The 17,585-nt window shown below is 51.3% G+C and carries 20 protein-coding genes; 11 read left to right on the top strand and 9 right to left on the bottom strand.

Annotation, left to right across the window (positions count from 1 at the left end; genetic code table 11):
• Positions 1–74: 74 nt before the first annotated feature.
• On the top strand, positions 75–2,000 hold the full coding sequence (dhaR, locus tag GFB57_RS23660; RefSeq protein WP_009653098.1) for a dihydroxyacetone kinase operon transcriptional regulator DhaR: 1,926 nt from the start codon (positions 75–77) through the stop codon (positions 1,998–2,000).
• On the opposite strand, the gene GFB57_RS23665 is transcribed toward dhaR, so the two are convergent.
• From GFB57_RS23665 to GFB57_RS23680, 4 genes are read right to left on the bottom strand one after another with little or no spacing between them, the layout of a single operon-like run.
• A complete protein-coding gene (locus GFB57_RS23665) occupies positions 1,978–2,508 on the bottom strand; it encodes a cob(I)yrinic acid a,c-diamide adenosyltransferase (RefSeq protein ID WP_007372187.1) in 531 nt (176 codons plus the stop codon). The two genes, dhaR and GFB57_RS23665, sit on opposite strands and share 23 nt — an antisense overlap.
• The gene (locus tag GFB57_RS23670; RefSeq protein ID WP_007372188.1) at positions 2,509–2,862 is read right to left on the bottom strand and encodes a glycerol dehydratase reactivase beta/small subunit family protein; all 354 of its coding nucleotides are present in this window, start codon (positions 2,860–2,862) and stop codon (positions 2,509–2,511) included.
• A 16-nt stretch (positions 2,863–2,878) separates the two neighbouring features.
• The gene (gene dhaT / locus GFB57_RS23675) at positions 2,879–4,042 is read right to left on the bottom strand and encodes a 1,3-propanediol dehydrogenase (protein ID WP_007372189.1); all 1,164 of its coding nucleotides are present in this window, start codon (positions 4,040–4,042) and stop codon (positions 2,879–2,881) included.
• Positions 4,043–4,064: 22 nt separating this feature from the next.
• Complete coding sequence (locus GFB57_RS23680; protein WP_007372190.1) at positions 4,065–4,493, bottom strand: heme-binding protein; 429 nt, start codon at positions 4,491–4,493, stop codon at positions 4,065–4,067.
• A 392-nt stretch (positions 4,494–4,885) separates the two neighbouring features.
• Between GFB57_RS23680 and GFB57_RS23685 the strand changes: the two genes are divergently transcribed.
• The 5 genes from GFB57_RS23685 to GFB57_RS23705 are packed head-to-tail and all read left to right on the top strand — an operon-like array spanning position 4,886 to position 10,259.
• On the top strand, positions 4,886–6,553 hold the full coding sequence (locus GFB57_RS23685; protein ID WP_016241522.1) for a propanediol/glycerol family dehydratase large subunit: 1,668 nt from the start codon (positions 4,886–4,888) through the stop codon (positions 6,551–6,553).
• An 11-nt stretch (positions 6,554–6,564) separates the two neighbouring features.
• Positions 6,565–7,149 carry a propanediol/glycerol family dehydratase medium subunit gene (locus GFB57_RS23690; RefSeq protein ID WP_009652918.1) on the top strand — a complete coding sequence of 195 codons (585 nt, stop codon included), beginning with the start codon at positions 6,565–6,567 and terminating at the stop codon, positions 7,147–7,149.
• Positions 7,150–7,151: 2 nt separating this feature from the next.
• On the top strand, positions 7,152–7,580 hold the full coding sequence (locus GFB57_RS23695; RefSeq protein WP_007372193.1) for a diol dehydratase small subunit: 429 nt from the start codon (positions 7,152–7,154) through the stop codon (positions 7,578–7,580).
• A 10-nt stretch (positions 7,581–7,590) separates the two neighbouring features.
• A complete protein-coding gene (locus tag GFB57_RS23700; protein WP_007372194.1) occupies positions 7,591–9,402 on the top strand; it encodes a diol dehydratase reactivase subunit alpha in 1,812 nt (603 codons plus the stop codon).
• 53 nt (positions 9,403–9,455) lie between these two features.
• Positions 9,456–10,259, top strand: a complete 804-nt coding sequence (locus GFB57_RS23705; protein ID WP_007372195.1) for an MIP/aquaporin family protein — start codon at positions 9,456–9,458, stop codon at positions 10,257–10,259.
• 51 nt (positions 10,260–10,310) lie between these two features.
• Here the strand turns inward: GFB57_RS23705 and hdeB are convergent, their stop codons facing one another.
• Complete coding sequence (gene hdeB, locus GFB57_RS23710; RefSeq protein WP_007372196.1) at positions 10,311–10,562, bottom strand: acid-activated periplasmic chaperone HdeB; 252 nt, start codon at positions 10,560–10,562, stop codon at positions 10,311–10,313.
• A gap of 160 nt (positions 10,563–10,722) precedes the next feature.
• On the opposite strand from hdeB, the gene GFB57_RS23715 reads away from it, so the two are divergent.
• Positions 10,723–11,079, top strand: coding sequence for a GntR family transcriptional regulator (locus GFB57_RS23715; RefSeq protein WP_242529909.1), 357 nt, complete (start codon positions 10,723–10,725; stop codon positions 11,077–11,079).
• 26 nt (positions 11,080–11,105) lie between these two features.
• Here GFB57_RS23715 and GFB57_RS23720 read toward each other — a convergent pair whose 3' ends face one another.
• Positions 11,106–11,492: a plasmid partitioning/stability family protein gene (locus GFB57_RS23720; RefSeq protein WP_009652914.1), complete on the bottom strand. Its 387-nt coding sequence runs from the start codon at positions 11,490–11,492 to the stop codon at positions 11,106–11,108.
• Between the two features lie 13 nt (positions 11,493–11,505).
• Positions 11,506–12,516 carry a plasmid segregation protein ParM domain-containing protein gene (parM, locus tag GFB57_RS23725; protein WP_223883253.1) on the bottom strand — a complete coding sequence of 337 codons (1,011 nt, stop codon included), beginning with the start codon at positions 12,514–12,516 and terminating at the stop codon, positions 11,506–11,508.
• 815 nt (positions 12,517–13,331) lie between these two features.
• Between parM and GFB57_RS23730 the strand changes: the two genes are divergently transcribed.
• The 3 genes from GFB57_RS23730 (at position 13,332) to GFB57_RS23740 (ending at position 14,647) form a co-directional block, all read left to right on the top strand.
• Positions 13,332–13,646: a hypothetical protein gene (locus tag GFB57_RS23730; RefSeq protein WP_009652923.1), complete on the top strand. Its 315-nt coding sequence runs from the start codon at positions 13,332–13,334 to the stop codon at positions 13,644–13,646.
• A 133-nt stretch (positions 13,647–13,779) separates the two neighbouring features.
• Positions 13,780–14,208: a hypothetical protein gene (locus GFB57_RS23735; RefSeq protein WP_032155219.1), complete on the top strand. Its 429-nt coding sequence runs from the start codon at positions 13,780–13,782 to the stop codon at positions 14,206–14,208.
• A gap of 13 nt (positions 14,209–14,221) precedes the next feature.
• Positions 14,222–14,647 (top strand): hypothetical protein, encoded by a 426-nt coding sequence (locus GFB57_RS23740; protein ID WP_016241518.1) that lies wholly within the window; start codon positions 14,222–14,224, stop codon positions 14,645–14,647.
• 152 nt (positions 14,648–14,799) lie between these two features.
• On the opposite strand, the gene GFB57_RS23745 is transcribed toward GFB57_RS23740, so the two are convergent.
• A protein-coding gene (locus GFB57_RS23745) for an IS3 family transposase (RefSeq protein WP_087121881.1) occupies positions 14,800–15,947 on the bottom strand; the annotation gives its coding sequence in 2 pieces (ribosomal slippage) (positions 14,800–15,710 and positions 15,710–15,947; 1,149 coding nt in all).
• Between the two features lie 468 nt (positions 15,948–16,415).
• Positions 16,416–16,922 (bottom strand): hypothetical protein, encoded by a 507-nt coding sequence (locus GFB57_RS23750; protein ID WP_007372203.1) that lies wholly within the window; start codon positions 16,920–16,922, stop codon positions 16,416–16,418.
• Positions 16,923–17,082: 160 nt separating this feature from the next.
• Between GFB57_RS23750 and GFB57_RS23755 the strand changes: the two genes are divergently transcribed.
• The gene (locus tag GFB57_RS23755; RefSeq protein WP_016241897.1) at positions 17,083–17,481 is read left to right on the top strand and encodes a hypothetical protein; all 399 of its coding nucleotides are present in this window, start codon (positions 17,083–17,085) and stop codon (positions 17,479–17,481) included.
• Positions 17,482–17,585: the final 104 nt, after the last annotated feature.

Consider the following 17,585-nt stretch of genomic DNA (forward strand, 5'->3'; position numbering starts at 1 on the left):
TTTACCCAGCATCTTCTCCCCCTCTGACAGTCTCTGCCGGAGGGGTTGTCTATGGCAAAACAGCGGAAAGGGATATGACGGCGCACACGCATAGCATCGGGCAGGAAGTCTCTTCGGTTCTCGCCCAGTCCTGGCATCGTTGCAGCAAGTTTATGCAGCGGGAAACCTGGCAGGCGCCGCATCAGGCGCAAGGGCTGACCTTTGAGTCGATTTGTCGTCGCAAGACGGCGCTGCTGACGATTGCGCAGGCCGCGCTGGAAGATGCCTGGGAGTTTATGGACGGTCGTCCGTGCGCACTGCTGATTCTGGATGAATCAGCCTGTATTCTCAGCCGTTGCGGCGATCCGCAGACGATAGAACAGCTGGCGGAGCTTGGATTTCGCGACGGCAGCTATTGCGCGGAAAGCATTATCGGCAGTTGTGCGCTGTCGCTGGCGACGATGCCGGGGCAGCCGACAAAAACCTCTGGCGCTCAGCACTTTAAACAGGCGTTGCATCCGTGGTCGTTCTGCTCGACGCCGGTGTTCGATAACCATGGGCATCTGTTTGGCTCCATCTCATTGTGCTGTCTGGTAGAACATGAGTCCGTTTCTGATTTATCCCTGACGCTGGCGATTGCCAGAGAAGTCGGCAATTCATTGCTGACCGACAGCCTGCTGGCAGAATCCAACCGCCATCTGAACCAGATGTACGGGCTGCTGGAGAGCATGGATGATGGCGTGATGGCCTGGAATGAGCAGGGGGTGTTGCAGTTCCTCAATGCGCGCGCGGCGCTGCTTTTGCATCTCGACGCGCAGGCCAGCCAGGGCAAAAACATTCACGACCTGCTCAATATGCCCATGCTGCTGCGTCGGGCAATTAAACATGCCCGCGGTCTGAATCACGTCGAAGTCACTTTTGAAAGCCAGCACCAGTTTGTTGATGCTGTTATCACCCTGAAGCCGATTGTTGAGGAGCAGGGCAACAGCTTTATCCTGCTGCTGCACCCGGTGGAGCAAATGCGTCAGCTGATGACCAGCCAGCTTGGTAAGGTGAGCCACACCTTTGAGCAGATGTCGACGGACGATCCGGAAACCCGACGCTTGATCCATTTTGGTCGCCAGGCGGCAAGGGGGAGTTTCCCGATCCTGCTGTGTGGGGAAGAGGGCGTAGGGAAAGAGCTGCTGAGCCAGGCCATTCACAATGAAAGCGAACGCGCCAGCGGACCGTATATTGCCGTGAACTGTCAGCTGTATGCCAACAGCGTGCTGGGGCAGGATTTTATGGGCAGTGCGCCTACCGATGATGAAAATGGTCGGTTGAGCCGCCTTGAGCTGGCGAACGGCGGCACGCTGTTTCTGGAGAAAATTGAATATCTGGCACCGGAGCTGCAATCCGCGCTGTTACAGGTGATTAAGCAGGGAGTATTAACCCGTCTTGATGCCCGTCGGCTGATTCCGGTGGATGTGAAAGTGATCGCCACCACTACGGTTGATCTCGCTAATCTGGTGGAGCAAAACCGCTTTAGCCGCCAACTGTATTACGCGCTGCACTCTTTTGAGATTGTTATCCCGCCGCTACGGGCGCGGCGTAACAGTATTCCCTCGCTGATTTATACGCGACTGAATAGCCTGAAAAAACGCTTCTCATCCAGCCTGAAGATCGACGACGACGCGCTGGCACAACTGGTGGCTTATTCGTGGCCGGGCAATGATTTCGAGCTGAACAGCATTATCGAAAACATCGCTATCAGTAGCGATAACGGGCATATCCGGCTGAGTAATTTACCTGATTATCTGTTTGCCGAGCGTCCCGGTCTGGAGACCGCGTCTTCCCTGCTGCCAGCCAGCCTGACGTTTACCGCTATCGAAAAAGAGGCGATTATCCATGCCGCCCGTGTCACCAGTGGGCGAGTACAGGAGATGTCGCAACTGCTGAATATTGGTCGCACCACCTTGTGGCGTAAGATGAAGCAGTACGACATCGACGCCAGCCAGTTTAAGCGCAAACATCTGGAGTAGTTTCTTCGATTCTGGCCATGGAGAACAGCGCATCCGACAGCCGGTTGATATAACGCCTGGGTTCATCGCGTAACGTCAGCTTTTTGTCCATCGCGATGAGGATCCGCTCCAGCCGCCGTGCCAGGGTGCGCGCCACGTGTAGTTGTGCCGATGCCAGATTTTTCCCCGGAATGACAAATTCTTTCAGGGGGCCGCTCTGCGCCATATTGCGATCAATAAGTTGCTCCAGCGCCTGAATATCCTCGGCGTTAATCGTCTGCGTTAAGCGGGCGAGACCTTTCTCATCGCTGGCGAGTTCCGCCCCCAGCACAAACAGCATCTTCTGGATGGCATGCAGATCCTGGCGTAATTCTGCCTGGCGCGAGCTGGCATAGCAGACGCCAAGCTGGGAAATCAGTTCATCCACCGTACCATAGGCGTTAACGCGGATGTCGTCTTTGTCGATACGGCTGCCGCCAAACAGCGCGGTCGTGCCTTTATCACCGGTTCGGGTATAGATGCGATACATTTATTTTATCTCGCTGAAGGGAAGCACTTTGACCAGTTGGCCCGCATTGGCGCCGAGCGTGCGGATGCTGGCTATCCCAGCGGCGATATGCCCGCAGACCAGCGCCCGATCCTCGGGTAGCTGGGCGTGGGTTAGGGCAATATCACCACTGGCGCTGAGGCCGAGACCCACGCGTAGCGTTGAGCTTTTAGCCGCCAGCTTGCTGAGGGCCAGCGCGCAGTCATGCTCGTCGCAACAGATTGTCCGGCAAGGGACGCCTTGCTCTTCCAGCCCCCAGCATAGTTCATCAAGCACGCGCGTATCCTGCCAGCGTGAGTGATAAAACAGATGTACGCCCGGTGATGAAAGTGACATTGCGCCCCCTTATTGATCAGAATGCCTGACGGAAGATCCCGGCAATTTCTTTCTCGTTACCTTTACGCGGGTTGGAGAAGGCATTGCCGTCTTTCAGCGCCATTTCCGCCATATACGGGAAATCGGCTTCTTTGACGCCCAGCTCGCGCAGATGCTGCGGAATACCGATATCGGCTGACAGGCGAGCGATGGCGCGAATCGCCAGCTCGGCAGCATCCATGGTGGACAGACCGTCAGTGTTCTCACCCATAAACTCCGCGATGTCGGCAAATTTCTCCGGATTAGCGATCAGGTTATAGCGCGCCACGTGCGGCAGCAGGACGGCATTTGCTACGCCGTGCGGCATGTCGTACAGACCGCCAAGCTGATGCGCCATCGCGTGAACGTAGCCAAGGTTGGCGTTGTTGAAGGCCATACCCGCCAGCAAAGAGGCATAGGCCATATTCTCGCGAGCTTTCAGGTTGCTGCCCAGTGCTACGGCCTGGCGTAAGTTGCGGGCGATCAGACGAATTGCCTGGATAGCGGCGGCGTCGGTAACCGGGTTGGCATCTTTTGAAATATAGGCCTCAACGGCGTGGGTCAGGGCGTCCATTCCTGTTGCCGCAGTCAGTGGCGCAGGTTTGCCGAGCATCAGCAGTGGGTCATTAATGGAAACCGACGGCAGGTTGCGCCAACTGACAATCACAAACTTCACTTTGGTTTTGGTATTGGTCAGCACGCAGTGACGGGTGACTTCGCTGGCGGTACCGGCGGTGGTATTCACCGCGACGATCGGCGGCAGCGGATTGGTCAGGGTTTCAATCCCGGCATAGCTATAGAGATCGCCTTCGTGCGTCGCCGCGATACCGATGCCTTTACCGCAGTCATGCGGGCTACCACCGCCGACGGTAACGATGATATCGCATTGCTCTTTACGAAAAACGTCCAGGCCGTCGCGCACGTTGGTGTCTTTAGGGTTTGGCTCGACGCCGTCAAACACCACCACGTCAATACCGGCTTCACGCAGATGTTCGAGGGTTTTATCAACCGCGCCGTCCTTAATGGCTCGCAGACCTTTATCAGTCACCAGCAGCGCTTTTTTACCGCCCAACAGTTTGCAGCGTTCGCCCACGACGGAAATAGCATTCGGGCCAAAAAAGTTCACATTTGGCACCAGGTAATCAAACATACGATAGCTCATAATTTACCTTCTTAGATTTAAATTATAATTCAGAGAAACAATTCAGTGCGGTTTGCGCTAATAACATGTCTTGTTCGACAGTACCGCCACTTACGCCGACAGCACCGATTAATTTATCGTTTAACATGACAGGTAAGCCGCCACCAAAAATAACGATCCGCTGTTGATTCGTTAGCTGTAAACCATATAGTGACGCACCCGGTTGTACCGCGTCGGTAATTTCATGGGTCCCCTGCCGCAGACAGCAGGCGGTATACGCTTTATTAAGAGAAATATCACAGCTGGTGACGAACGCGTCGTCCATGCGTTGCATCAGCAGCGTGTTGCCGCCGCGATCCACCACGGAAAAGACCACCGGCACGTTGATCTCAAGCGCTTTAGCCTCGACGGCCTGCGCCATTTTTTTCGCCGCCGCCAGCGTAATGGTGGCGATTGGTTGGCTCTTATTCACAGTCTCTCCTGAAAATGTTGTAGGGCTGATGTCACGAAAATATCGCGATACAGCTATTTTTTATCATTGGGTTTGGCTTTATTTTCTCGCCGCGCGTTATTAAGTCAATAGGGTGAAAATTTAAAAAGTATTAATTTAATTTTGTGTATTAGTGTTTATTGATAATGATCATTTAACTTCGTCACAATTCGCTACGAATATTCCTGAGAACCGTTTCAATATGGAACGATGAATTTTTATTACGTGCCAAATTGGAACGAAATTAATTTTATTTTTTTATTGCTGTGCTCATTTAGAGTTCGGCCATTGCTGATGAAAGGCGAATGCCGGGAGGTGTGTCCCCGGCAATACGGCCCGGCGTCCCTATTTTTTATCTTTTGAGTCCATAAACTATGAGAAGATCAAAACGATTCGAAGTGCTTGCGAAGCGCCCTGTAAATCAGGATGGGCTGATTGGCGAATGGCCTGAAGAGGGACTGATCGCCATGGAAAGCCCCTACGATCCGGCTTCGTCGGTGAAGGTAGAGAATGGTCGTATTGTTGAGCTGGACGGCAAGAGCCGCGCCGAGTTCGACATGATTGACCGTTTTATTGCCGACTACGCGATTAACGTGGCTGAAACTGAACGGGCAATGCGGCTCGACGCGCTGGAGATCGCCAGAATGCTGGTGGATATCCACGTCAGCCGGGAAGAGATTGTTGCTATTACCACCGCTATCACCCCGGCGAAAGCGGTGGAGGTGATGGCGCAAATGAACGTGGTGGAAATGATGATGGCGCTGCAAAAAATGCGCGCCAGACGCACGCCGTCCAACCAGTGCCATGTCACCAACCTGAAAGACAACCCGGTACAGATTGCCGCCGATGCGGCTGAAGCGGGGATCCGTGGTTTTTCAGAACAGGAAACGACGGTCGGGATCGCCCGCTATGCGCCGTTTAACGCCCTGGCGCTGCTGGTCGGTTCCCAGTGCGGTCGCCCCGGCGTGCTGACGCAATGTTCCGTTGAGGAGGCGACTGAGCTGGAGCTGGGGATGCGCGGGTTAACCAGCTACGCCGAAACCGTGTCGGTATACGGTACAGAGTCTGTGTTTACCGACGGCGATGATACGCCGTGGTCCAAAGCGTTTCTCGCCTCGGCCTATGCGTCTCGCGGACTGAAAATGCGTTACACCTCTGGCACCGGTTCGGAAGCGCTGATGGGCTATTCCGAGAGTAAATCGATGCTCTATCTGGAGTCGCGCTGCATCTTTATCACCAAAGGCGCGGGCGTACAGGGGCTGCAAAACGGTGCGGTCAGCTGTATTGGCATGACCGGCGCGGTGCCGTCGGGGATCCGCGCGGTGCTGGCGGAAAACCTGATTGCCTCAATGCTCGACCTTGAAGTGGCCTCCGCCAATGACCAGACCTTTTCCCACTCTGATATTCGCCGTACCGCCCGTACCCTGATGCAAATGCTTCCCGGCACCGACTTTATCTTCTCCGGCTATAGCGCCGTACCGAACTACGACAACATGTTTGCCGGGTCGAACTTCGACGCGGAAGACTTCGATGATTACAACATTCTGCAACGCGATCTGATGGTTGATGGTGGTCTGCGTCCTGTAACCGAAGAAGAAACCATCGCCATCCGCAACAAGGCGGCACGCGCCATTCAGGCAGTGTTCCGCGAACTGGGCCTGCCGCTGATTAGCGATGAAGAAGTCGAAGCTGCTACTTATGCTCACGGCAGCAAAGATATGCCCGCGCGCAATGTGGTGGAAGATCTGGCCGCCGTGGAAGAGATGATGAAGCGCAATATCACCGGGCTGGATATCGTCGGCGCACTAAGCCGTAGCGGTTTCGAAGATATCGCCAGTAACATCCTCAATATGCTGAGACAGCGTGTTACCGGTGATTACCTGCAAACGTCGGCTATTCTGGATCGCCAGTTCGACGTCGTCAGCGCCGTCAACGACATCAATGATTATCAGGGACCTGGTACCGGCTATCGCATCAGTGCCGAACGCTGGGCGGAAATTAAAAATATTGCGGGCGTGGTTCAGCCCGGCTCGATCGAATAAGGCGGTACACAGTGGAATGCACAACTGAACGTAAGCCGGTTTTCATCTTACAGGTGAGCGAAGGCGAGGCGGCTAAAGCGGACGAACGCGTGGATGAAGTCGTGATAGGCGTCGGCCCGGCCTTTGATAAGTATCAGCATAAAACCTTGATTGATATGCCGCACAACGCGATTTTGAAAGAGCTGGTTGCTGGCATCGAAGAAGAGGGGCTGCATGCGCGAGTAGTGAGGATCCTGCGCACCTCAGATGTTTCTTTTATGGCATGGGATGCGGCAAATCTCAGCGGCTCAGGCATTGGGATTGGTATCCAGTCGAAAGGAACCACGGTGATTCATCAGCGCGATCTGCTGCCGCTAAGTAACCTGGAACTGTTTTCTCAGGCTCCGCTGCTGACGCTGGAAACCTATCGTCAGATTGGTAAAAACGCCGCACGCTATGCACGCAAAGAGTCGCCTTCGCCGGTGCCAGTGGTCAATGACCAGATGGTGCGCCCTAAATTTATGGCCAAGGCCGCGCTGTTTCACATCAAAGAAACCAAACACGTGGTGCAGGATGCTGCGCCTGTCACGTTGCATATTGCACTGGTAAGGGAATGACCATGAACGACAACATCATGACCGCGCAGGATTACCCATTAGCCACCCGCTGCCCGGAGAAAATCCGGACGCCTGGCGGCAAGCCGCTAACCGACATTACCCTTGAGAATGTGCTGGCGGGCCGCGTAGGGCCGCAGGATGTGCGTATTTCTCAGCAAACGCTGGAGTACCAGGCGCAGATTGCCGAGCAGATGCAGCGTCATGCCGTGGCGCGCAATTTTCGTCGTGCGGCAGAACTGATTGCGATCCCGGATGCCCGCATTCTGGAGATCTACAACGCACTGAGGCCGTTTCGTTCTTCGTTCGCCGAGTTGCAGGCCATTGCCGATGAACTGGAACACACCTGGCACGCCACGGTGAACGCCGGGTTTGTCCGCGAGTCGGCAGAGGTATACCAGCAGAGAAATAAGCTGCGTAAAGGCAGTCAGTGACGGAGGCAGCATGCCGTTAATTGCAGGGATCGATATCGGCAACGCCACCACTGAAGTGGCGTTGGCGCAGGATGGCCGGTTTATCGGCAGCGGGATTGTCGCCACGACCGGGATGAAAGGCACGCGGGAGAATATCGCCGGGGTGGTCGCGTCCCTGCAGCAGGCGCTGGATAAAACGCCGTGGTCGCTGCAGGACGTGGCAAAAATCTGCATCAACGAGGCCGCACCGGTGATTGGCGATGTGGCGATGGAAACCATCACTGAAACCATCATTACCGAATCAACGATGATTGGTCATAACCCGCAAACGCCCGGCGGCGTTGGCGTGGGCATGGGAACCACCATCGCCGTGGAGAAGTTGGCGGCGTTGAGCGAGGATCGATTTGCCCAGGGCTGGATACCGTTGGTGGGTGAGGAGATGGATTTCCTTGAGGCGGTTTGGTTTATCAATGAAGCGCTGGATCGCGGCGTCAACGTGGTGGCGGCCATCCTGAAAAAAGATGATGGCGTGCTGGTGAATAATCGCCTGCATCGGCCAATACCGGTGGTTGATGAAGTCACTCTACTGGAGAAGGTGCCGGAAGGCGTGCTGGCGGCGGTGGAAGTGGCGGCCCCGGGACAGGTGGTGCGGGTGCTGTCGAATCCTTACGGTATCGCAACCTTCTTTGCCCTGACCCCTGAGGAAACACAAACTATTGTCCCCATCGCCAGAGCGCTGATTGGCAACCGTTCCGCTGTGGTGCTGAAAACCCCGCAGGGAGATGTGCGATCAAGAGTGATCCCGGCGGGTAAGATCTTTATCCGTGGTGAAAAGCGTGGCGGTGAAGCCGACGTAGCGCAAGGCGCGCAGGCCATTATGCAGGCGATGAGCGCCTGCGCGCCCGTGTGTGATATTCGTGGTGAAGCAGGCACGCACGCAGGCGGCATGCTGGAGCGGGTGCGAAAGGTAATGGCGTCCCTGACCGGCCATGAGATGAGCGCGATATACATCCAGGATCTGCTGGCGGTGGATACGTTTATTCCGCGCAAGGTGCAGGGCGGGATGGCCGGCGAGTGCGCCATGGAAAATGCCGTCGGGATGGCGGCGATGGTGAAAGCGGACCGTCTGCAAATGCAGGTTATCGCCCGCGAACTGAGCGCCCGACTGCAGACCGAGGTGGTGGTGGGCGGCGTGGAGGCCAACATGGCCATCGCCGGGGCGTTAACCACTCCCGGCTGTGCGGCGCCGCTGGCGATCCTCGATCTCGGCGCCGGCTCGACGGATGCGGCGATCGTCAACGCGGAGGGGCAGATAACGGCGGTCCATCTCGCCGGGGCGGGGAATATGGTCAGCCTGTTGATTAAAACCGAGCTGGGCCTCGAGGATCTTTCGCTGGCGGAAGCGATAAAAAAATACCCGCTGGCCAAAGTGGAAAGCCTGTTCAGTATTCGTCACGAGAATGGCGCGGTGGAGTTCTTTCGGGAAGCCCTCAGCCCGGCGGTGTTCGCCAAAGTGGTGTACATCAAGGAGGGCGAACTGGTGCCGATCGATAACGCCAGCCCGCTGGAAAAAATTCGTCTCGTGCGCCGGCAGGCGAAAGAGAAAGTGTTTGTCACCAACTGCCTGCGCGCGCTGCGCCAGGTCTCACCCGGCGGTTCCATTCGCGATATCGCCTTTGTGGTGCTGGTGGGCGGCTCATCGCTGGACTTTGAGATCCCGCAGCTTATCACGGAAGCCTTGTCGCACTATGGCGTAGTCGCCGGGCAGGGCAATATTCGGGGAACAGAAGGGCCGCGCAATGCGGTCGCCACCGGGCTGCTACTGGCCGGTCAGGCGAATTAAACGGGCGCTCGCGCCAGCCTCTCTCTTTAACGTGCTATTTCAGGATGCCGATAATGAACCAGACTTCTACCTTAACCGGGCAGTGCGTGGCCGAGTTTCTTGGCACCGGATTGCTCATTTTCTTCGGCGCGGGCTGCGTCGCTGCGCTGCGGGTCGCCGGGGCCAGCTTTGGTCAGTGGGAGATCAGTATTATCTGGGGCCTTGGCGTCGCCATGGCCATCTACCTGACGGCCGGTGTCTCCGGCGCGCACCTTAATCCGGCGGTGACCATTGCCCTGTGGCTGTTCGCCTGTTTTGAACGCCGCAAGGTGCTGCCGTTTATTGTTGCCCAGACGGCCGGGGCCTTCTGCGCCGCCGCGCTGGTGTATGGGCTCTATCGCCAGCTGTTTCTCGATCTTGAACAGAGTCAGCATATCGTGCGCGGCACTGCCGCCAGCCTTAACCTGGCCGGGGTCTTTTCCACGTACCCGCATCCACATATCACTTTTATACAAGCGTTTGCCGTTGAGACCACCATCACGGCAATCCTGATGGCGATGATCATGGCCCTGACCGACGACGGCAACGGAATTCCGCGCGGGCCGCTGGCGCCGTTGCTGATTGGCTTGCTGATCGCCGTGATCGGCGCGTCGATGGGGCCGCTAACCGGCTTTGCGCTGAATCCGGCGCGCGACTTCGGCCCAAAACTGTTTACCAGTCTGGCCGGGTGGGGCTCGATCGCCTTTACCGGTGTGCTGGCGATCCCTTACTTTCTGGTGCCGCTGCTGGCGCCGGTGGTGGGGGCGATTATCGGGGCGTTTTTGTATCGCAAGCTTATCGGCCGCTTTCTGCCGTGCGAATGCGGTATCGATGAGTAAAGCGGGACCCGCCGCAGCGCGGCGGGTTTCCCCGGCCTGATGCCGGGGGGGTTATTTTTTGATGACCGCGCTGAGATCGCCAAGTTTAGCGGCGGGGTTCTTGTGGCACTCCTGCAGCATTTTCGGTACCGAAACGGTCTCGACTTCATGCCAGTCAACATAGTCGCCGCCGCTAAAGTCGGTGTTGCGATTCACTACCCAGAAGGCCACCGGGGTCATGCTTTTTGGGTTCATATCCATAAATTCCTGACAGGTCATATTCTGCGGCGTGGTTTCCTCAACCGCGAACGCCGGGCTGGTCATCAGACAGAATGTGGTAGCCGCCACGGTCAATACGAGTGCTTTAGGGAAGGTGCGAACAAGTCCCTGATATGAGATCATGTTTGTCATCTGGAGCCATGGAACAGGGTTCATTATGAGGCGATTGATTGAGCCAGAACTGGCAGAAAAGGCCGTACTGAAAATGGATGCCAATGGCTTTGAAGAATGCCTGTCTTTGTGCCAAAAGCTGCGTTCCGCATATGAACGTAGGGATGTTTATCTGGCGCACCAGCTAAACCTCACTCTGCGGCTGAAGCTTTACATATACGCCGGTCTGCCTGAGTTTTTCAAAATTGTAACCCAACTGTGGATTAACCTGTGGCCAACTCTGAGTTACACGTTCGAATCTGACTCGGAGGATAAATGGCCAATATTTTTCTCGTCGCTTGAACTCGCTCTTTCAAACAGGGATGCAGGGGCAGCAGCAGATGCCATTAGAGAGTCACTGGATAAGGGGTTGCGGATCTATCTCAGCTTGTTAACCGAGCAAGGTGAGTAAACCGGCTACTAGTAGCCGGTTCGGATTCAACGTTTGAGGGTTTGCATCATCAGGGAGGGTTTAGGAATTGGTTCTTTCTGCTCAGCAGGCTTATCCGAATCAATGATGGTTGTTGCTCGGATACCTGTGGCCTGGGTTTCCACTGGTGAAGAATTCCGTTCAACGGCAATGCCCAGCGTTTGCGACAGAATGTTGCTCAGCGTTTCGGCATTAAACGATGTCGTGGTTTGTGCGGCCAGCAAATTTATTAACCGAGGGTCGAGCTCATGCAAGGCAGACGCAATTACCAGTGCCTTACGGTAAAATTCCCCCCGGGATCGGCGGGGTAAGCGCTCCATAATATCAAGAGCTTTACCGTCTTCTGGATTATTGCCGGGGCGGAGCCAGACGAGTAAACGTTTATCTTCTTCCATCACATAACCTCGTTTAGACGCTTGCCATTGCTTTGACGAGCGCGAGCTGCGCGTCAGGCGCTTTGATGACATCCAGCTTAGGGAATAGTTCGACAATATGAGAATGGATGAGCTCAGCACCGCCCCCGGCCAGTATGATTTTGTGGACGCTGTTCTGACGACGTATATCAGCTGCAACAGCTTCGGCCAGATTTTTCGACTCAGAATCGATAACGTCAATGATGGCATCAATTTTAGAGTGATCATTGACCGCAGAAGCAATCAACGCTCTATCATGACGGTTTTTAATGATGATATCCGCAATGGCATAACTACTTGGAGACTGGGCATCCTGGAGCGCAGCCATAACAGCTTTTGTCACTCGTGAAACGCCAACATCGCTGTTGCCAAAGATATCAGATATGCCCTCCATTGCCCCCTGAATGATGGCCAGGTCTAGGGTTGTTCCCCCCAGATCGACAACCAGGGTTCGTGTAAGCTGCGTGGTTGTTTTAGGATCAATCAGATATTCAGCCGCAGGTACTGATTCAGGCATTACGTTAACTTTTACAACATGAAAAGTTTCGCCATTATTCAGGGTTATTGGGCCCATAACGTTGGCCTTTTTCTTTTCAATATTAGCTTCGTTCAACTGCGCATCGCTCGTGAAGAACATGGCCACCGGCAGTGTCACTGTAAGTTCAACATCCTGTGGCTCAAGACCGGAAGTCAAAAGGGCATGATGAATTGCTACGCGACTTACAGCGTCGAACTGGAAAGAGGTATGCGTTGTTGTAATTGCAGATGTTGAACCAATGTCGTGAGTAAATTTCCGCCCATCAATGAGATAGTTGTAGATAGTTTTACCACCAAATGCGAGTGGAGTAGCCCAGCCTTCGCGGAAGGCGTTCTGCGAAACATGAGTTTTGATTTCACCATTCTCAATCCAGGCAAGTTTTACGTTCGTTGAGCCGTCATCACAAGCGATGTTCATCATGGTATATACCTCATTAAAATGTTCAAAAGTATCAAAAATCTCTGCCATTTTAGATAGTAAGCCATCCTGAAGCAAGGAATGCGCACCTGTAGCGCACGTTTAATGTCCACAAAATGACTATGAAAAGTGAATTACGAGTGAGTAAAACAGGAACGATTCTATCGGATTGAAATCTGGCGGGGTAAACGAGAAAGAGGGATGTATACGTACATGCAGAGGTCGGTAGCCCTGGAACACCAACGGAAAAAGTAACAAACCACCCGAAAAATGAACCAGTGCCACCAGACTAAATTGTGACAATCGATAGCCAATACTGCAAGAGAACCTAAGAATAAAAGGTATCGCTATATGACAGCTCAGTCGGTAAAATCGAGGAAACCATGTCGGATCACCATTGTAGTTTCTGGTTAGTTCAATAATGAGGTATCCCCAATGACATCCATTCTGCTTACTTCTGATTCTGTTGATGGGTACACTTTTTGTATTTCTACTGATGGTAATGGATGTAAGCTGTCAGTCAGGCCAGAATACCGGCGCAATGGCACACAAACTTATGATGGCTGGTTTCCCAGATACTACTCAAAGCCTCAGTATGCTAAAGCAGCGTTAACAAGGTTCCTTGGAGAATCTGTTAACTGGTCACCACGGACGGGGCTCAGTTAGTCACAGGATACGTAACAGCCTGAGTCCGAGGATACCAACAAGTCAAGAGAACCCCCTGATAAACCCTTAACAATCAACACCTTACCTTGGTGCGCTTAATGAACCTTATGTTGAATTATGGTTAAGTAGTCGATTTTATGGTTGGAAGTGCCTGTTTGCAGTAAAATGCAGTTCATTACCTTTAACCACTGGAACTAGACATGGCTAATGAAGATCTCCCCTCTGGGTGCAAACGCTGTAAAGGATGCAATCAGGTTAAACCCTTCGAAGAATTCGGTAAGGAACTTAAGGGTAAGTTTGGCCTTAAAAGTAAATGCAAGTTGTGCATTAGCGATAAAAACAGAAATTATGCTGCCGGTTCCGGTGCAGGTGTAAAACTCCAAAACAATAAAAAATACCAGACCGAGCATAAGAGTGAACTGGCAGAAAAGATGAGAGTAAGACGGGCAAAGAAAAAATTTGGAGATAACTATGAAGCATATCTAGCATCTTTAGAAAGGATTAAAAACCTCTGATAATTACATAACAACCTTAGCCAATAAGACACAAAGATTATGTATTGTTGCTTTTATTTCAAAGCATCAACTTTATTGAAAAGTTACGCTATACACTGTGCAATTTATTATGCTGATTTAATTTGGTGATTATATGAGTTGTCATGACAGAGACATCAATAAGATCCTTCAATCATTCACTCACTTAATGGTTGAAGCAAAAAAAAGCATCTTTCATTCAAAATCAATGAAGGTTCAAGGTCTTCAGTTAGTAGATGAGTTATACATCCGTGCCCGGACGGGAAAAATGTCATACCTCGGTTCGTCGGTACTGGTAGTCGCAACCATTTCAGTGAAGACCCCAGGCAAAGGATTTTTCAGACAGTTACTCTCGAAATTAAAAGAAGCAGCTGAGACAAATAACTACATCTTAAAGGTTGAGAATGTCATCAGCACCGAACTTAGGGAGTTTCTTATCAGAGAGGGTTTTTCATTTCCTGGTGAACGGTGGATGTGCGGTTCCGGCTACTGGGCTCCATCATCACTTAGGCTTAATGACCAATTAAGCACCCTCCCCGTCTAATATGAGGCCGTAAATGTTCATAACCCCTGAAGTTGCTTATGTCTGCGAGCTGTTACATAAATATGATGTACTTCCACTCGAATGTGATGGTCATACTATGGTTGTAAGTTGCCTGCTAGATAGATTCTGTATACCGCACCAGCGCATCGTTGGAGAAGTAACGTTGGCTGGAACTGGCCAGATAATTCGACCTCATCTGTGGATAGAGTATGACGAATACATAATAGATTACCGCCTCCGCATGTGGGCAAGGAAAACCGAAGATAATGTTAGTCTAGTGCCTCATGGCATCTTTATCGAAGATAAAAGTCAGGCAATTTACACTGCTCAAAGAATTGCAAATAAAGCCATGATATCAGACTCGATAATTGATTTTATGACAGATGGGTTATGGACTAAGATTCTCCTAGAAATCCCTGGTAAAAAAAGAATTACATAAAGCAGGAGGATTAAGTTTGTTCATAAAGTTTTTCTTCACTGACACTCAAAGCAAAGATGTCTTTTTCCAAGCACCAATCTTAGAAAATATTTGCTTTTCTACTGACTCAAGTTGGTTCATTAAAAGATGATAGTTGAATCGCCACGGATAATCTAGACACTTCCGAGCCGTTGATAATACTGGTTTTCATATTCTGTCGGTGAAATCTGATCGCTAGAACCATGCCGACGCTTACTGTTATAAAACATTTCGATGTAATCAAAAATATCGCTGCGGGCTTCTTCCCGCGTTCCGTAGATCTTTTTCTTTATCCGTTCGCGTTTCAACAATTGGAAAAAGCTTTCTGCAACCGCATTATCATGGCAGTTACCGCGACGGCTCATGCTGCCCTCCAGGCCGTGTGATTTCAGGAACGACTGCCACTCATGGCTTGTGTACTGACTGCCCTGATCCGAATGAACCAGCACCTGTTTTTGGGGATTACGCCGCCATACAGCCATCAGCAGTGCGTTCAGGACAATGTCCTTTGCCATCCGGGATTGCATGGACCAGCCGATAATTTTGCGTGAGAACAGATCAACAACCACGGCAAGATACAGCCAGCCTTCGTGGGTTCTGATGTAGGTTATATCCGTTACCCAACGCTCATTCGGAGCATCCGGATTGAACTGTCGCTGGAGCCTGTTGGGCGACACGATACTGGCCTCGCCTTTACGTGCCCGCGGGCTCCGGTATCCGACCTGAGCCTTTATCCCGACACGTTTCATCAGTCGCCAGACTCTGTTCACTCCGCACTGTTGCCCGCTGTCCCGCAGATCCAGATGGATTTTACGATAACCATAGACGCATCCCGATTCCAGCCAGAACTGTTTAATCTGTCCTGTCAGTCTCAGGTCTGCCTGATGGCGTTGTGAATGCGGCTGCTGAAGCCAGGCGTAAAAACCACTGGGATGAACATCCAGCACCCGACAGAGCAGGCGAACAGGCCAGCAACAGGTGTTGTCACGGATAAAGGCGTACCTCAGTCGGACAGCTTTGCGAAGTACGCCGCGGCTTTTTTTAATATGTCCCGTTCGTCGGTAACCCGTTTCAGCTCTTTCTGGAGACGGCGGATCTCGGCCTGAACATCTGACTGTTCTTTATTAGTGGAAGAATCCGGACCGTACTTCTTTATCCAGGCGTAAAGGCTGTGGGTGGTGATATCGAGACGTGTTGCAACGCTGGCAACAGAATAACCGCGATCAACAACCTGTTTGACTGCTTCAATTTTAAACTCTTCGGGATAACGCTTACTGCTCATGGGCACCTCTCTTTAAGCCATCTTAAATGACTCTGAGGTGTCTGTTAAACCCGTGGCGATTCAAGTCAGGAGTCTCAGCTCCAATGTTCCCTTCCCACTTTAGAATCAATTCACTTACCTTCCCTTTTAATGTTGCAAGGAGAACAAGCTGTTTCTTCGCGAATACAATCTCTTCCTGATGTATGTTTTTCTTTGCCATTGTAGTGTAGGTTCCATATCCATGTTGATTTATGTTAAGGATTACATTTTATTAACAATATTTTTATTGATTGTAAACACAAATCTCAATGGAATAGCATGAATTAAAGTCATCACGACCATTTTACCTAGTAGTATCAGCATGATAGTAAGTGAAATCAGATTATAAAAAGCAGATAGTCATATCGAACAAAAAGATAATTGAAATAAAACAAAAAACCATCACTGTTAAGTGATGGTTAATGATTTCAATATGGAATTATTTAGTAATCAAACAAAATAACCAGGATTATTAATCAGATCACTTTGTTGAGTACTATGTGCCATTTCAACAAATTCAGACACGCTTGTAATTTCATTGAGTGTGGTGATTGCGAATAATCGAAAAGAAAACTCTTTATTACCTTTTCTTGGGTAGATGTTCAGGAAAAAATTCAACTTTTGACCAACCGGACACATACTTGAAACCGCAGCATAAGATTGTGTCTGTCTGAGGTACTGAGTGAGGAATTGAGCAAGATCAACACCCTCATCAGACGTTAACGACCTGGATGTCTGAACCTTTAATAACCTTACAAGGTTATCTATGGCGGTCTGAATAGGAAGAAGTTCTATCTGAGGAACCTTCAAAAAATCAGCTATGATAATACCAAGTAACTGGCTCTGATCGTTCATGAAATTATGGATATAAAGAAAGTGTGAGTCACCGAATCTTTCAGCAGAATCATACTTAAAATTCCATTCATTCAATACTGCACTGTACTTCATTTTATTCATGGTTAGCTCCTCTTTATATAAAAAAAGATTAACGCAACATTCATCGGTGACGAAATTCTAAGACCCGTTAATTTCGCCCCCTATTGGGGTCATAAAAAATTGTCACGCTACGGCCTGTCTGGCAGAATCCCCTGAAACCGATTTGCGATAAGTAACCCTGATGAAAAACCTCATTAATGATGTTGCGACTGAAGCACGGGCATTACTGAACGGTATCCTCGCTGACTGTGATACCGATGACACAACGGGCACATGCCTATTTGCCAGTCTGCTATTAGCTCGTCTGGCACATAGCAAAGGGTTATCAGCTGTGATTAGAGGTGGCGATGGGAAATCTGACGGCGGGTTATTCACTATGTATGGCGGGTTCGGTCATTACTGGTGTGAGATCTCCAACAACGATGAATTCCATATTGTTGATATATCGGCAGATCAATTTGGCTTCGAAGGAGTTATCGTTAAGAACATCAAAGAGGTAGAAGGCTGGCCACGTTACATCCCTGGAAACCAGGATGTCGTAAATGCTGGAGTTGAGGAGCTCTTCAACCACGGATACTAAATGGTCGAGTCTAAGTGCGATTTATACACCTCAAAACGCCCCCATTCTCGATTCAAGAATTATTGATTTACAAGTAATATCAGAAATATTTAGTTCACTCTAAG

It is taken from the genome of Citrobacter sp. S39 (assembly GCF_009495675.1).
Lineage (GTDB): Bacteria > Pseudomonadota > Gammaproteobacteria > Enterobacterales > Enterobacteriaceae > Citrobacter > Citrobacter freundii.

What these genes read in the sequence shown, in the direction of transcription:
- dhaR (WP_009653098.1), top strand. Translation starts at nt 75, where the DNA reads ATGACGGCGCACACGCATAGCATCGGGCAGGAAGTCTCTTCGGTTCTC.
- GFB57_RS23730 (WP_009652923.1), top strand. Translation starts at nt 13,332, where the DNA reads ATGGCTAATGAAGATCTCCCCTCTGGGTGCAAACGCTGTAAAGGATGC.
- GFB57_RS23665 (WP_007372187.1), bottom strand. Translation starts at nt 2,508, where the DNA reads ATGTATCGCATCTATACCCGAACCGGTGATAAAGGCACGACCGCGCTG.
- dhaT (WP_007372189.1), bottom strand. Translation starts at nt 4,042, where the DNA reads ATGAGCTATCGTATGTTTGATTACCTGGTGCCAAATGTGAACTTTTTT.
- GFB57_RS23735 (WP_032155219.1), top strand. Translation starts at nt 13,780, where the DNA reads ATGAGTTGTCATGACAGAGACATCAATAAGATCCTTCAATCATTCACT.
- parM (WP_223883253.1), bottom strand. Translation starts at nt 12,516, where the DNA reads ATGGCAGAGATTTTTGATACTTTTGAACATTTTAATGAGGTATATACC.
- GFB57_RS23740 (WP_016241518.1), top strand. Translation starts at nt 14,222, where the DNA reads ATGTTCATAACCCCTGAAGTTGCTTATGTCTGCGAGCTGTTACATAAA.
- GFB57_RS23695 (WP_007372193.1), top strand. Translation starts at nt 7,152, where the DNA reads ATGAACGACAACATCATGACCGCGCAGGATTACCCATTAGCCACCCGC.
- GFB57_RS23705 (WP_007372195.1), top strand. Translation starts at nt 9,456, where the DNA reads ATGAACCAGACTTCTACCTTAACCGGGCAGTGCGTGGCCGAGTTTCTT.
- GFB57_RS23700 (WP_007372194.1), top strand. Translation starts at nt 7,591, where the DNA reads ATGCCGTTAATTGCAGGGATCGATATCGGCAACGCCACCACTGAAGTG.
- GFB57_RS23755 (WP_016241897.1), top strand. Translation starts at nt 17,083, where the DNA reads ATGAAAAACCTCATTAATGATGTTGCGACTGAAGCACGGGCATTACTG.
- GFB57_RS23685 (WP_016241522.1), top strand. Translation starts at nt 4,886, where the DNA reads ATGAGAAGATCAAAACGATTCGAAGTGCTTGCGAAGCGCCCTGTAAAT.
- GFB57_RS23670 (WP_007372188.1), bottom strand. Translation starts at nt 2,862, where the DNA reads ATGTCACTTTCATCACCGGGCGTACATCTGTTTTATCACTCACGCTGG.
- hdeB (WP_007372196.1), bottom strand. Translation starts at nt 10,562, where the DNA reads ATGACCAGCCCGGCGTTCGCGGTTGAGGAAACCACGCCGCAGAATATG.
- GFB57_RS23720 (WP_009652914.1), bottom strand. Translation starts at nt 11,492, where the DNA reads ATGGAAGAAGATAAACGTTTACTCGTCTGGCTCCGCCCCGGCAATAAT.
- GFB57_RS23750 (WP_007372203.1), bottom strand. Translation starts at nt 16,922, where the DNA reads ATGAATAAAATGAAGTACAGTGCAGTATTGAATGAATGGAATTTTAAG.
- GFB57_RS23715 (WP_242529909.1), top strand. Translation starts at nt 10,723, where the DNA reads ATGGATGCCAATGGCTTTGAAGAATGCCTGTCTTTGTGCCAAAAGCTG.